This is a genomic window from Speluncibacter jeojiensis, assembly GCF_029589495.1.
GTDB lineage: Bacteria > Actinomycetota > Actinomycetes > Mycobacteriales > Mycobacteriaceae > Speluncibacter > Speluncibacter jeojiensis.
Window position 1 is genome coordinate 300,827 of the sequence record NZ_JAAIVF010000004.1, and the last position, 14,340, is coordinate 315,166.

The window sequence follows — 14,340 nt, forward strand, 5'->3', positions numbered from 1 at the left end:
GACCACCCGCTGCCGCCTCGCGGTACCGTTCCCGGGTGTTTCTCCAACGGTTCGTCCCCCGCCACGCCCGGACCACCTCCGAGGTGATCAAGGCGGTCTTCTGGCCGATCGCCATCATGACGGTCATCCACCGGATGGCCGTGCTGGCGGTCAACGGGGCACGGACCAACGACTTCGCCCCGGTCTGGGACGCCGCGCGCAAGTTCCTGCACCACCAGGCGATCTACACCGACAACTTCAACTCGGTGGACCCGCACTACCTGTACTACCCGAGCGGCACCCTGCTGATGGCGCCCGCCGGGCTGATCAACTACGAGTGGTCCCGGTGGGGATTGATCATCGTCGACGCTGCCGCGATCATCGTCGCCGGCTACGTGCTGCTCAAGATGTTCGGCTACGGCCTGAACTCGCTGGCCGCGCCGGTGCTGCTGTTCGCGATGTTCTCCACCGAAACCGTCTCGAACACACTGATCTTCACCAACATCAACGGCGTGATCCTGCTGGGCGAGATGCTCTTCCTGTGGCTGCTGCTCAAGGGCCACCAGACATGGGCAGGCGTGCCCATGGGACTGACGATCGCGATCAAACCGACGCTCGCGCCGATCATGCTGCTGCCGCTGCTCAACCGTCAGTGGCGACCGTTCGTCGCCGCGATCGGGATCCCGGTCGTGCTCACCGCCATCGCCTGGCCGCTGTCCGCCGACCCGATGCAGTTCGTGCACCACACACTGCCCAACCTGTTCCAGGCGCGGGACTACTTCAACAGCTCGATCGTCGGCAACGGCCTGTACTACGGGCTGCCGTCGTGGCTGATCCTCGCGCTGCGCATCCTGTTCGCGGCGCTCGTGCTCGCCTCACTGTGGCTGCTGTACCGCTACTACCGCCACGACCAGCTGTTCTTCCTGTGCACCGGATCGGGCCTGCTGCTGGCCGCGTCGTTCCTGCTGCTCTCGCTGGGCCAGCAGTACTACTCGATGATGCTGTTCCCGCTGATGATGACCGTGGTGCTGAAGAACTCGGTGATCCGCAACTGGCCGGCCTGGCTGGCCGCCTACGGCTTCCTGAGCTTCGACTCGTGGCTTTCCGGCCGCTTCCGGGTATATGGCGAGGCCGCGACCTACCTGCGCCCCACCCTGGGCTGGAGCCTGCTCATCGTGGTGATCTTCACGGTGCTGCTCAACCGCTATCTGGTCGCGCGCGCCGAGAACCGACTGGACCGGGGCATCGACCCGCAGTGGTGCGCGCCCGCGCCGCACGGCCGCTCACTCGGGGCGGCGGACCGCGTTACCGTGGGTGCATGAGTGACGATCTGACGAACACCCCTGCCGTCACGTACTCCGAGGACGAGTGGCGGGCACGGCTGACCCCCGACGAGTATGCGGTGCTGCGTCAGTCCGGGACCGAGCGGCCGTTCACAGGCGAGTACACCGACACCACCGTCGAGGGCGTCTACGAGTGCCGGGCGTGCGGCGCGGAACTGTTCCGCAGCAACGAGAAGTTCCATTCGCACTGCGGCTGGCCGTCGTTCTACGACCCGGCGGATTCGGACGCGGTCGTGCTGCGCACCGACAGCTCGCTGGGCATGGAACGCACCGAGGTGCTGTGCCGTACCTGCCACAGCCACCTCGGCCACGTGTTCGCCGGCGAGGGCTACCCGACGCCGACCGATCAGCGGTACTGCATCAACAGCATCTGCCTGAGGCTGGTTCCCGGGGCCTGAGTACCGGTCCGGCACGCCAGGCGCGGCCAGGCCCCGGGGCACCGCGTCAGGGCAGATCAGGGCCGTCCGGTCAGGGCAGGGCCTCGATGAGCTTCTCGACCGACACCCGCGGGCCGGTGAAGAACGGGATCTCCTCACGCACGTGCAGGCGGGCCTCGGCGGCGCGCAGGTCGCGCATCAGGTCGACGATCCGGTGCAACTCGGGGGCCTCGAACGCCAGGATCCACTCGTAGTCGCCCAGCGCGAAGGCCGGCACCGTGTTGGCGCGCACGTCCGGGTAGCCGCGCGCCAGCATGCCGTGGTCCGCCAGCATCTTGCGGCGGTCGGCGTCGGGCAGCAGGTACCAGTCGTAGGAACGCACGAACGGGTAGACGCAGACGTAGGCGCCCGGATCCTCGCCGGCGAGGAACGCCGGGATGTGGCTCTTGTTGAACTCGGCCGGACGGTGCACGGCGGAGTTGCTCCACACCGGGGTGCTGGCCCTGCCGAGCGCGGTGGTCCGGCGCAGGTCGGCGTACGCGGCCTGCAGGGCCTCGATGTTGTCGGCGTGCGTCCACATCATCCAGTCGGCATCGGCGCGCAGGCCCGCGACGTCGTAGACCCCGCGCAGTTCGACGCCCTTGTCCGCGAGTCCGTCGAAGTAGGTCTGCGCCTCCTTGATCGCCATCGACCGGTCGGCGCCGAGCGCGCCCGGCGTCACCCGGAACGCAGAGAACATCAGGTAGCGGACGGTGGAGTTGAGCGCCTGGAAATCGAGTTTCGCCATGGGCTCAATAGTGCCACTGCACAACCGCGGTCAGGCCCGCTGCCCCGGTGCCCACGCCCACTGCGTCACAAGTTCGTCCACGACGCGGTGCGCCCGCGCCACGCAGGCCGGCACCCCAACCCCGCCGAAGGTCGCGCCGGCGACCGCCAGACCGGACAACGACGCGACCGCCGCGTCGATCCGATCGACGACCGCGAGGTGGCCGGCCGCGTACTGTGGCAGCCCGCCGTGCCAACGCTGCACGTGCGCCGCCAGTGGTGCAGCCTCGACTCCGGTGGCGGTCGCCAGGTCCGCACGGGCGCGCGAGACCAGCCAGTCGTCGTCGGCCTCGACGACCGCGCTGTCGCCGAACCGCCCGACCGACACCCGCACCATCGTCGCGTCGGGGAATTCCAGGTGCGGCCACTTGCGGCTGGAGAACGTGAACGCCTTGGCGGTCAACGACTCCCCGGTCGCGACGAGCAGACCCGAGTGCTCCGGCACGGGAGCCGACGCGGGGAGGGCCAGCGCGATCACCGCAGACGAGGCCACCTGCACCGCCCCGGCTGCCCGGGCGCCTTCGGGGCACGGCCCGGCAAGCAGTGCGGTCAACGCCGGGGCGGGGACGGCCAACACCACTGCGTCGACCTCGCCGACCGGATCTATCCACCAGCCGGTCGCCGTCTTTCGCAACCCGGATGCCTTGGTACCCAACAGCGTTCGTGCGCCCGACCTTGCGGCGAGCGCGGCCACCAGCGCCCCGTACCCGTCCCGCAGTGCGCCGAACACCGGCCCGGGCCGCTGCGGCGGCAGCGCCCGCGCGACCGCGTCGATCAGGCTCGGTGCGCCGGCGTCGAGCGCGGCGGCGAGCGTCGGCAACGCGGCGCGCACGCCGATGGTGTCGGCCGAACCCGAGTACACGCCGCCGAGAAGCGGGTCGACCGAGCGCTCGACCACCTCGCGTCCGAAACGCCGCGCGACCAGTTCGCCCACCGACATGTCCGCGCCCGGATCCCAGGACAGCGGCGTCGCCGGTTCTGCCTCGATCCGCGCGAGCGTGTCCGGCCCAACCACCGCGGCGACCGACTGCGCGTCCGACGGGATGCCCATCAGCGTGCGCGCGGGCATCGGCTGGTTGCGGCCGCCCGCGCGCAGCATCGGCGACCGTCCGGCCGGGGTGACCAGCTGGTCGACCAGCCCCAGCTCGGTGAGCAGGTCGGGCACCTCGGGTCGGCGCGCGATGAACGCCTCGGCGCCGACGTCGACCTGGTGGCCGGCCAGTTCGACCGTGCGCAACTTGCCGCCGAGCCGGTCGTCGGTCTCGAGCACGGTGATCTGCGCCTGCGACCCGAGCAGCGCGCGCAGCCGATGCGCCGCGGCCAGCCCGGAGATGCCGCCGCCGACGACCGCGACCGAACCCGGCCGGCCGGTCACGAGCGGTGCACCAGATCCACCACGCGGGTGAGCACTTCCGGGTCGGTGTCGGGGGGCACGCCGTGCCCGAGGTTGAAGATGTGCCCGATCGCGCCGGCCTCGAGGGCGCGGTCGGCCGCGGCGAGCACCTTGCCGACCTCCCGCTCCACCACGTCCCAGCCGGCGAACAACGTCGCGGGGTCGAGGTTGCCCTGCAGTGCCTTGCCCGGCCCGACCCGGCCGACCGCGACGTCGAGCGGCACCCGCCAGTCCACGCCGACCACGTCCGCGCCGGCCTCGCCCATCGCGCCGAGCAGTTCGCCGGTCCCGACGCCGAAGTGGATGCGCGGCACGCCCGCGTTCGCGACCTCCGCGAACACCCGCTCCGAGTGCGGCATCACGAACTCGCGGTAGTCGGCCTCGGTGAGCGCACCCGCCCACGAGTCGAACAGCTGGATGGCATCGACACCGGCGGCGAGCTGCGCCTGCAGGAAGGCGATGGTGGTGTCGGCCAGCGCGCCGAGCAGCGCGTGCCACGTCTCCGGCTCGCCGTGCATGAGCGCCTTGGTGTGCTCGTGGTTGCGACTCGGTCCGCCCTCGACCAGGTAGGAGGCGAGCGTGAACGGCGCCCCCGCGAACCCGATCAGCGGGGTCTGGTCCAGCTCGTCGACGAGCAGCCGGACCGCGTCGGCGATGGGGGTGACCTGCTCGGGCACCAGCCTCGGCAGCGCACGCACATCCGCGGCGGTGCGCACCGGATGGGCGATCACCGGACCGACACCGGCCACGATGTCCAGGTCGACACCCGCAGCCTTGAGCGGAACGACGATGTCGGAGAACAGGATCGCGGCATCGACGCGGTGCCGGCGTACCGGCTGGAGGGTGATCTCACAGACCAGGTCCGGGTTGAAACACGACTCGAGCATGCCGGTGGTGGCGCGGAGTTCGCGGTACTCCGGCAGCGACCGGCCGGCCTGGCGCATGAACCACACCGGGCGGTGTCGGGGGCGGCGGCCCTCGGCCGCGGCCAGCAGTGGTGCGTCCGGCAGGTGGCGTCGGCCGGAGGGGTGGGCGCGGCGGGTGTCGGTCCGTGTGCTCGTCATGATGGGTCCATCGTCGCACGCGTCCGGACGTGCTCGGCGCCGCCTCGCGGCGCGTCCGCCGGGCCCTGGTGAGCGCCCACAGTCCCCGGCGCGCCTACTGGCTCCCCCGCGGCCGCGCGGCTAGCGTCCGCACTGTGACCACCCCGGGGACGCGGGCCGCGCCTGCACAGTTTCGCAACGCCGTCGAGGCGATGAATGCGGCCGCCGTGCGCAGGGACATCGAGATCGGTCCGATCCGGCCGCCGCAACGCCTCGCCCCGTACAGCTACGCGCTCGGCGCCGAGGTCGCCCACTCGGTGTCCGAGCAGTCCGAGACCGACGCGTTCGGCCGGCTGATCCTGCTGTTCGACCCGAACGGCGACGAGGCCTGGGACGGGACCTTCCGTCTGGTCGCGTACATCCAGGCCGACGTCGACGAGGACCTGGCCAACGACCCGCTGCTCGCCGAGGTCGCCTGGAGCTGGCTGGTCGACGCCCTGGAGTCGCGGGGGGTGGAGGTCACCGCGCTCGGCGGCACCGTCACCGCCACCAGCTCGGTCCGCTACGGCGACATCGTCGGCCCCCCGCGGGCCCATCAGCTCGAGGTGCGCGCGTCCTGGACGCCACTGGACCTCGAGCTCGACACCCACGTCGAGGCGTTCTGCGAGGTCCTCGGCTACGCCGCCGGGCTGCCCCCGACCGGGGTTACCCACCTGGCAGGTCGGCCGTCGGACTGACGGCCCGGCCGGGCGCGCCCACCCGCGCGGGAAACCGCCGCTAGGCCAGGCCCATGCCCTCCTGGCCCGCTCCGGCGGCGACCGTCGCTCCTTCGTTGTCGACCGTCGTGCGGGACCATTCGAGGAACCGCGCGACCGCCTGCACGGCCTGCACGCTGCGCAACGACGGGAACACGTCGAAGGCGTGCTGGGCGCCGTGCAACTCCGCATACGCGACCGGATTGCGCGACACCTCCCGCAACCGGGCCACGAACTCACGGGCCTCGGCGACCGGGACCAGTGAGTCGTTCTCGCCGTGCAGAACGAAGAACGGGGGCGCGTCGGCCCGTAGGTGCGCCATCGGCGAAGCCGCCAGGTAGTCGCGCGGAAACTGTGCGTTCCGGCCGAGCACGATCGCGCTGAGCGGCGACTCCACCCGCTGGCGCACCGCCTTGATGCCGGTTTCGCCGGCGAAGTCGTAGACGCCGTAGTGCGGCACGCACGCCTGGATGGAAGTGTCCGTGTCGGCGAAACCCGGTTGCAGCCCTGGGTCGTTCGCGGTCAGCGCCAGCATGGCCGCCAGGTGACCGCCTGCCGATCCGCCGGTGACCGCGATGAAGTCCGGGTCCGCGCCGTAGTCGACGGCATGCTCACGCAGCCACGCGACCGCGCGTTTGATCGCGATCAGGTGGTCGGGCCAGTGTGCGCGGGGCGAGAGCGGGTAGTTGACGGCCGCGCACACCCATCCGCGTGAGGCCATCTCCAGCATCAGCGGGATCCCCTGCTGATCCTTGTTGCCGATCACCCAGCCGCCGCCGTGGATCTGCAGCAGGATCGGGCGCCGCTCCCCCGTGTCGCGGTGGTGGTAGACGTCGAGCCGGCCGCGCCGCCCCGTGGGGGTGTAGGCGATGTTGCGTTCACGGACGACGTCCGCGTTGCGCATCCGGAACGGCATCGCGAGCTTGCGCCACGGGACCGTCGAGTCGAGCGGTCCGTCGCCGGCCGCCGCGTCCGGCCCGATCGCCTCCTCGAGCGCACGGGTCAGTTCCTGGTGGGTGCCGCGTCCTGCCGCGATCGACGCCGCGAGGCCGGCACCGGCGAGCGCACCGATCGTCAGTCCGGCCTTGTCACCGCGTCGGCGCAGGCCGTGGCGCGCCAGGTGCACGGCATTGTCGACGGCCAGCACGCCGAGCAGTTGCGGCGCCAGCTCCGAGGTGAGCCACCCACTGAAGAACGACACCGGCGACAGCGGCATGCTCGGTAGCGGGCGGATCGCATTGGCGGCCAGCCCGAGCATCGCGGTCTGACGGAGAAGGTAACGGTCGGTCACGCCCCGAGCCTAGTCGGACCGCCGCGCGATTCGTGGCCCAGGACACAGCCGAGGTTCCCTGGTTCCCGGGCAGAAATAAGAACACGTTCTAGTATTGGGGAATGGAACGACTGAGCGGCCTCGACGCCAGCTTTTTGTATCTGGAGACACCGGCGCAGCTGCTGCACGTGTGCGGACTCATCGAGGTCGACGGTGGGACCATCGACGGCGGCTACACCTTCGCGAAGCTGAAAAAGGAACTCGCACAACGCGTGCGCGCGATGCCCGGATTCCGGCGCAAACTGCAGGACTCGTTCCTCAACCTGGACCACCCCGTCTGGGTCGAGGACAAGCACTTCGACATCGACCAGCACCTGCACCGCATCGCGGTGCCCGCCCCCGGAGGACCGGACGAGGTCGCCGAACTCTGCGCGCACATCGCCGGCCAACCACTCGACCGCACCCGCCCGCTGTGGGAGATGTGGGTGATCGAGGGACTCGGAAACGGGCACATCGCGGTGATGTCGAAGATGCACCACGCGACGGTCGACGGCGTCAGCGGCGCGAACATGATGTCCCAGTTGTGCACCCTGACCCCCGCCGCGCCACCGGCCGACGAGGCCGATCTCGCCAGGAACGCCGGCGACGCCGGCACCCTGGGCCTCGCGGTCGACGGGATGCTCTCGTTCGCTGCGCGCCCGCTCAAGCTGCTGCAGATGCTCCCCGGCACGGCCGCGGTGCTGCCCAAGTGGATCAGCCGATCCCGGCACGGCCGGGCCATGCCGGCGCCGTTCACCGCGCCGCGGACCTCGTTCAACGGCACCATCACCGGACACCGCGAGATCGCCTACACCCAGGTCCCCCTCGACGACGTCAAGGAGGTCAAGAACGCGTTCGGCTGCAAGCTCAACGACGTGGTCCTGGCCGTGTGCTCCGGCGCCCTGCGTAAGTACCTCGACGAACGCAACGAGCTGCCGGACACCTCGCTGGTCGCCATGGTCCCGGTGTCGGTGCACGGCAAGTCGACGCGCCCGGGCACCAACCAGGTCACCGGCATGTTCACCACGCTGCGCACCGACGTCGACGACCCGGCCCGCCGGCTTGCCGAGATCAGCGCACACAACCTGGTGGCCAAGGAGCACAAGGATGCGCTGCCGGCCGGCCTGCTGCAGGACGCGGCCCAGTTCGCCGGCCCGGCCCTGTTCGGCGCGGCGATGCGCGCCTACGCGAGTCTGCGTCTGGCGGAGCACCATCCGGTCATCCACAACCTGGTGATCTCGAACGTGCCCGGACCGCCGGTGCCGCTCTACTTCATGGGCGCGCGCATCGAGGCCATGTACCCGCTGGGCCCGGTCTTCCACGGCGCCGGCCTGAACATCACGGTGTTCTCGCTCGACGGCGAGCTCAACATCGGGCTTATCGGCTGCCGCGAGCTGACCTCGACGCTGTGGCCGCTGGCCCAGGCGATGCGGGACTCGCTCGCCGACCTGCTCAGCGCCGCCCGTGCCGGTTCTGATCAGTCCGGGACAGCACCGAGGCGCACGCCGCCTGCAGCGCAGGAATGAACTGGTCGGCCTTCATCACGCAGGACGCGTGGCCGCCGTCGATCTCGTAGGTCGCGGCGCCCGGGATCTGGCGGGCGAGCCAGCGCTGGCGACGCGGCGGGATCACCTTGTCGCGGCTCGGCACGATCACCGCGGTCGGCACGTCGACCTCGCCGACCCAGGCGCTGGAGTCGAACTTGCCGACCTCCGCGACCGCGGTGGAGATCGCGCCCGGCGAGGTCTGCCGGAACTGCCCGATCGCCCACTGGTTGTCGGTGCGGTAGGGCACGTCCGCCAGGCGCAGCATCCCGGGGTTGGGCCGGACCGTCGAGACGCTCCGCGCGATCGCGTCGAGGGCGACGCGTTCGCGCGGGGCGCGGCGGAACGACGCCGTCGCCGCACCGAGGACCAGGCCCTCGACGCGATCCCGGTGCGCCCGCCAGGTCAGTTGCGCGACAAGCGAACCCATCGAATACCCGACCGCGGTGAACCGGCCGATACCGAGCGCATCGGCGACCGCGGGCACGTCGTCGGCGCAGTCCTCGAGCCGGAAACGCGGCGAGCGGATCCCCCGGCCGTGCCACCGCTGGTCGAAGATCACCAGGCGGTGCCGGGCGCCGAGCGCCTCGAGCGCCGGATACCAGGTCAGCAGCCCGGTGCACCCCAGCGCGTGCAGCAGGATCAGCGGCGCCCCCTCCGGGTTCCCCGCTTCGACGACGAAGGTGCTGCCGCGGCCCGGGAGGTCGACCATCCGGCCCTCGGGCAACTGCCCGACCGGAGGGAGTTCGACCAGTCGGCGACTGGGTACCGACGGCGGACGGAGGAGTGCGGAAACCATTTCTCAACCCTTCGTCGCGATTGCGAGGACCCTAGGAAGGTAGCGACAACGAGAACACGTTTCAAGCATTACCGGACGATCGTTCAACTGATGTGAGAATTACTGGTGTCCATCACAACGTTGTACGCCGTAAAGTCGGGGTCCATGTCAGAATCCGACCACTCCGAGACCGATGAGAGCACGTCGGTTCCGCTGCTGCACCCGCGCGAGGGAGTGCCCCCGGTGGTGACCACCGAGGCCGCCGTCCGGGAGGCGGCCGACCGCCTCGCCGCGGGCAGCGGCCCGCTCGCGGTCGACGCGGAGCGCGCCTCCGGCTTCCGTTACTCCGCACGCGCCTATCTGGTCCAGCTACGCCGCGCCGGTGCCGGCACCGTGCTGCTCGACCCGATCGCGGTACCGGAGGCACTGGCCCCGCTGGCCGACGCGATCAATCCGCTCGAATGGGTGCTGCACTCGGCCGATCAGGACCTGCCGTGCCTGGCGGAACTCGGCCTGCGCCCGTCGGCACTGTTCGACACCGAATTGGCCGGTCGCCTCGCCGGGTTCGACCGGGTCGGGCTGGCCGCGATCGTCCAACGCACGCTCGGCTACACCCTGCTCAAGGGGCACGGCGCCGCGGACTGGTCCTCGCGCCCGCTCCCGGAGGACTGGCTGAACTACGCCGCACTCGACGTGGAGGTGCTCGTCGAACTGCGCGACGCGATGGCCGCCGAGCTCGACGGGCAGGGCAAGTCCGCGTGGGCGGCCGAGGAGTTCGAGGCGGTCCGCCTGGCCCCGCCGCCGCGGCCGAAGCCGGACCGCTGGCGCCGCACCTCCGGGATCCACACGATCAAGTCCCGCCGCACGTTGGCCGCGGTCCGCGAACTGTGGCTCGCACGCGACGAGCTGGCCCAGCGGCGCGACGTCGCTCCGGGCCGGGTGCTGCCCGACCGCGCGGTCGTCGACGCGGCCGTGACCGACCCCAAGACCATCGCCGACCTGCGGGCCCGCCCGATCTTCGGCGGCCCCCGCCAGCGACGGCACTCGCGGATCTGGTTGTCCGCGCTCGAGCGGGCCCACGCGCTGCCCGATTCCGCGTTGCCGCCGCTGGCGCAGCCGTTCGACGGACCGCCTCCCGCGAACCGCTGGCCGCGCAAACACCCGGAGGCCGCCGAGCGCCTGCACCGTGCCCGCGAGGCGTTGACCGCCCTCGGCGAGCAGGTGCACGTTCCGGTGGAGAACCTGCTCGCACCCGACACCGTCCGCCGGCTGTGCTGGGGCTGGCCGCTGCCGGCCACGTCGCAACCGTCGGCGGCGGAGTCCGTCGACGCCTTCCTGGCCGGTGCCGGGGCCCGGCACTGGCAACGCGAGCTGACCACGCCCGTGCTCGCCTCCGCGATGACCGCCTGAGCCGGTCGGCGCCGCGGGCGCCATGCAGGCGTGGGCGGTAGACGCCATCGGCCATTGACACGATCGGCATTGTCACTGGTAGAGCCGGATGGGCCGATTAAGTTACCGGCGAGTAATAGGGGTTACGCTGAAACGGCGGCCGGACGTCTCGCACGTCGCGGCACCCAGGCTCGACCGGTCGACCGGTCGGGCGCCAGCTCCACTCAGGAGGAACAAGCGTGGCCTCATCCACCGCAACCCCACGAAATGTCGTGTTCGTCGACGGCATCCGTACCCCGTTCGGCAAGGCGGGCGCGAAGGGCATGTACGCCGAGACCCGCGCGGACGATCTGGTCGTCAAGGCGATCCGCGAACTGCTGCGCCGGAACCCGCAGCTGCCGCCCGAGCGGATCGACGAGGTCGCCGTCGCGGCGACCACACAGACCGGCGACCAGGGCCTGACCATCGGCCGCAGCGCCGCCGTGCTGGCCGGCCTGCCGCAGTCCGTGCCGGGCTTCGCCATCGACCGCATGTGCGCCGGCGCGATGACCGCCGTGACCACCACCGCCTCCGGCATCGGCTTCGGCCAGTACGACGTCGTCCTCGCCGGCGGCGTCGAGCACATGGGTCATCACCCGATGGGTTCGGGCGTCGACCCCAACCCGCGCTTCATGACCGACAAGCTGGTCGACCCGAGCGCGCTGGTCATGGGCAACACCGCCGAGAACCTGTACGACCGGTTCCCGAGCATCACCAAGGAGCGTTCCGACGCGTACGCCGTCGCGAGCCAGGCCAAGTACGAGGCCGCCCGCAAGGCCGGCTACATCGGCGAGATGCTGGCGCCCGTCGCCACCCGCTCCGCCGAGCAGGGCTGGGGCCTGGCCACCGAGGACGAGCCGCCGCGCCCCGGCACCACCATCGAGGACCTCGCCTCGCTCAAGACCCCCTTCCGGCCCGCCGGCCGGGTCACCGCAGGTAACGCCGCGGGCCTGAACGACGGCGCGACGGCCTGCCTGCTCGCCGGCGAGGACACCGCCGCCGAACTGGGCCTGCCGATCGGCATGCGACTGGTCGGCTTCGCCTACGCCGGCGTCGACCCCGCCGTGATGGGCTACGGACCCGTGCCTGCCACCGAGAAGCTGCTCGCCCGCACCGGCCTGAGCATCGACGACATCGGCCTGTTCGAGATCAACGAGGCGTTCGCCGTGCAGGTGCTCGCCTTCCTCGAGCACTTCGACATCGCCGACGACGATCCGCGCGTGAACCTCTGGGGCGGCGCGATCGCGTGCGGTCACCCGCTGGCGTCGACGGGCGTGCGCCTGATGACCCAGCTTTCCCGCCAGTTCGCCCAGCGCCCCGACGTGCGCTACGGCCTGACCACCATGTGCATCGGCATGGGCATGGGCGGCAGCGTCATCTGGGAGAACCCCCACTTCTCCACCTCCGAGACGACTGGAGCCAAGTAAGCCATGACATCGTCCAACATCACCGACGCCTTCGCCGACGAGGTCGTCACCGTCGCCCACACCCGGCTCGTCGCCGTGCCCGGCTTCGAGGGCAAGGTCGCGCTCGTCACGCTCGACAACGGCTTCGACCACACCAAGCCGACCACCTTCGGCCCCCGCGGGCTGGCGAACATCGACGCCGCCCTCGACGAGGCGTTCGCCGCGAACCCGGCCGCGGTCGCGGTGACCGGCAAGCCGTTCATCTTCGCCGTCGGCGCCGACCTCAAGGGCGCCGCCCAGGTGCCCAGCCGCGAGGTCGCGCTCGAGGTCGGACAGTTGGGGCACAAGGTGTTCCGCCGGCTGCGCGAGTCCACCGTGCCGACGTTCGCGTTCATCAACGGCGTCGCGCTCGGCGGCGGCATGGAGATCGGCCTGCACTGCCACTACCGCACCGTCGCGTCCAACGCGCCCGCGCTGGGCCTACCCGAGACCATGCTCGGCCTGGTCCCCGGCTGGGGCGGCACGCAGCTGCTGGCCAACATCGCCGGCCCCGACGCCGCGGTGACGATGGTCATCGAGAACCCGCTCAACAACGGCCGCACCGTGAACCCGAAGCAGGCCGTCAAGCTCGGCATCGTCGACGAGCTGCTCGACTCGGCCGACTTCATCGAGCAGTCCCTGGCCTGGGCCGCACAGGTTCTCGCCGGTGACATCACCCCCGCCCGCCCGCAGATCGACCGCGGCGCCGGTTGGGACGCGGCGCTCGGCCGCGCCAAGGCGATCGTCGAGGGCAAGACCCGCGGATTCGCCCCCGGCCCCGTCCGCGCCCTCGAGCTGCTCGAGCTGGCCCGCACCACCGACATCGCCGACGCCGCCTCGCTGGACAAGGGCTTCGCCGCCGAGGACGAGGCACTGGCCGACCTGCTGATGGCCGACGAACTGCGCGCCGGGCTGTACGCGTTCGACCTGGTCAACAAGCGCGCCAAGCGCCCGGCCGGCGCGCCCGACAAGTCCCTCGCCCGCAAGATCACCGGCGTCGGCGTCGTCGGCGCGGGCCTGATGGCCAGCCAGTTGGCGCTGCTGTTCGTACGTCAGCTCAAGGTGCCGGTGGTGCTCACCGACATCGACCAGGAGCGCATCGACAAGGGCGTCGGCTACGTGCACGCCGAGATCGACAAGCTCGCGGGCAAGGGTCGCCTGTCCGCCGACGCGGCCAACCGGCTCAAGGCGCTGGTGTCCGGTTCGCTGGACAAGTCCGAATTCGACAAGTGCGACTTCATCATCGAAGCCGTCTTCGAGAACATGGACGTCAAGAAGAAGGTGTTCGCGGACCTCGAGCCGCACATCTCGCCCGAGGCGATCCTGGCGACCAACACCTCGTCGCTGTCGATCAGCGAGATGGCCGCGGATCTCAAGCACCCCGAGCGCGTGGTCGGCTTCCACTTCTTCAACCCGGTCGCGGTGCTGCCGCTGCTCGAGATCATCAAGGGCGAGAAGACCGACGATGCCACGCTCGCAACGGCATTCGCCACCGCGAAGTCGCTGAAGAAGTCGGCGGTGCTGTGCGCGGACCTGCCGGGCTTCGTGTTCAACCGGCTCGTCACCCGCACCCTCGGCGAAGTCATGCTCGCGGTCGACGAGGGCACCCCGTTCGACGTGGCGGACGACGCGGTCGGCGCGCTCGGTATGCCGATGAGCCCGTTCACCCTGCTGGCGCTCGTCGGTCCGGCCATCGCGCTGCACACCGGTGAGACGTTGCAGGCCGCGTACCCGGACCGCTTCACGTCCTCCCCCGGACTCGAGGCGCTCGTCGCGGCGCGCAAGCCCGGCGTGTGGACCTACGGCGAGAACGGCCAGGTCGTCGACCCCGAGGTCGCGCAGCTGTGGCCGCAGGGCGACAAGGCCTCGACCGCGGAGGAGGTGCTCGACCGGACCCGCAAGGCGATGGCCGAGGAGATCCGGATCATGCTCGAGGAGGGCGTGGTCGCCGCGGCCGAGGACATCGACCTGTGCCTGATCCTCGGTGGCGGGTTCGGCTTCTGGAACGGCGGCATCACCCCGTACCTGGACCGCACCGGCACCTCCGAGGCCGTCAACGGCAAGCGCTTCCTGGCGCCGGGCGTCGCGAACGTCGGGTAGTCACTGCGCTCACGCGCAACG

At 70.9% G+C, this 14,340-nt stretch carries 12 protein-coding genes; 7 read left to right on the forward strand and 5 right to left on the reverse strand.

From position 1 onward, the window contains the following. The first annotated feature begins 35 nt into the window (after positions 1-35). Together G4X40_RS14725 and msrB are read left to right on the forward strand one after the other, a co-directional pair. Entirely contained in the window at positions 36-1,301 is a 1,266-nt protein-coding gene (locus G4X40_RS14725) for a glycosyltransferase family 87 protein (RefSeq protein WP_277833489.1), read from the forward strand. Next, positions 1,298-1,720 (forward strand): peptide-methionine (R)-S-oxide reductase MsrB, encoded by a 423-nt coding sequence (gene msrB, locus G4X40_RS14730; protein WP_277833491.1) that lies wholly within the window; start codon positions 1,298-1,300, stop codon positions 1,718-1,720. The genes G4X40_RS14725 and msrB overlap by 4 nt, the downstream gene beginning before the upstream one ends. 70 nt (positions 1,721-1,790) lie before the next feature. Here msrB and hemQ read toward each other — a convergent pair whose 3' ends face one another. From hemQ to hemE, 3 genes are read right to left on the reverse strand one after another with little or no spacing between them, the layout of a single operon-like run. Further along, positions 1,791-2,486 carry a hydrogen peroxide-dependent heme synthase gene (gene hemQ / locus G4X40_RS14735; protein ID WP_277833492.1) on the reverse strand — a complete coding sequence of 232 codons (696 nt, stop codon included), beginning with the start codon at positions 2,484-2,486 and terminating at the stop codon, positions 1,791-1,793. A gap of 30 nt (positions 2,487-2,516) precedes the next feature. Further along, positions 2,517-3,899, reverse strand: coding sequence for a protoporphyrinogen oxidase (locus G4X40_RS14740; protein ID WP_277833493.1), 1,383 nt, complete (start codon positions 3,897-3,899; stop codon positions 2,517-2,519). Beyond that, positions 3,896-4,981 (reverse strand): uroporphyrinogen decarboxylase, encoded by a 1,086-nt coding sequence (gene hemE / locus G4X40_RS14745; protein WP_277833494.1) that lies wholly within the window; start codon positions 4,979-4,981, stop codon positions 3,896-3,898. The genes G4X40_RS14740 and hemE overlap by 4 nt, the downstream gene beginning before the upstream one ends. 134 nt (positions 4,982-5,115) lie before the next feature. Between hemE and G4X40_RS14750 the strand changes: the two genes are divergently transcribed. Beyond that, a complete protein-coding gene (locus G4X40_RS14750; RefSeq protein ID WP_277833496.1) occupies positions 5,116-5,697 on the forward strand; it encodes a DUF3000 domain-containing protein in 582 nt (193 codons plus the stop codon). A gap of 40 nt (positions 5,698-5,737) precedes the next feature. Here the strand turns inward: G4X40_RS14750 and G4X40_RS14755 are convergent, their stop codons facing one another. Continuing rightward, the gene (locus G4X40_RS14755) at positions 5,738-7,006 is read right to left on the reverse strand and encodes an alpha/beta hydrolase (RefSeq protein ID WP_277833498.1); all 1,269 of its coding nucleotides are present in this window, start codon (positions 7,004-7,006) and stop codon (positions 5,738-5,740) included. Between the two features lie 101 nt (positions 7,007-7,107). Between G4X40_RS14755 and G4X40_RS14760 the strand changes: the two genes are divergently transcribed. Then, a complete protein-coding gene (locus tag G4X40_RS14760; protein ID WP_277833499.1) occupies positions 7,108-8,550 on the forward strand; it encodes a WS/DGAT/MGAT family O-acyltransferase in 1,443 nt (480 codons plus the stop codon). Here G4X40_RS14760 and G4X40_RS14765 read toward each other — a convergent pair. Next, complete coding sequence (locus G4X40_RS14765; protein WP_277833501.1) at positions 8,477-9,367, reverse strand: alpha/beta fold hydrolase; 891 nt, start codon at positions 9,365-9,367, stop codon at positions 8,477-8,479. The genes G4X40_RS14760 and G4X40_RS14765 overlap by 74 nt on opposite strands. 144 nt (positions 9,368-9,511) lie before the next feature. Between G4X40_RS14765 and G4X40_RS14770 the strand changes: the two genes are divergently transcribed. The 3 genes from G4X40_RS14770 to G4X40_RS14780 all read left to right on the forward strand — a co-directional run bounded on the left by G4X40_RS14770 (position 9,512) and on the right by G4X40_RS14780 (position 14,319). Next, positions 9,512-10,756: a ribonuclease D gene (locus G4X40_RS14770; RefSeq protein WP_277833503.1), complete on the forward strand. Its 1,245-nt coding sequence runs from the start codon at positions 9,512-9,514 to the stop codon at positions 10,754-10,756. Between the two features lie 218 nt (positions 10,757-10,974). After that, positions 10,975-12,201, forward strand: a complete 1,227-nt coding sequence (locus G4X40_RS14775; RefSeq protein WP_277833505.1) for a thiolase family protein — start codon at positions 10,975-10,977, stop codon at positions 12,199-12,201. A gap of 3 nt (positions 12,202-12,204) precedes the next feature. Beyond that, positions 12,205-14,319 carry a 3-hydroxyacyl-CoA dehydrogenase NAD-binding domain-containing protein gene (locus tag G4X40_RS14780; protein ID WP_277833507.1) on the forward strand — a complete coding sequence of 705 codons (2,115 nt, stop codon included), beginning with the start codon at positions 12,205-12,207 and terminating at the stop codon, positions 14,317-14,319. Positions 14,320-14,340 lie beyond the last annotated feature (21 nt).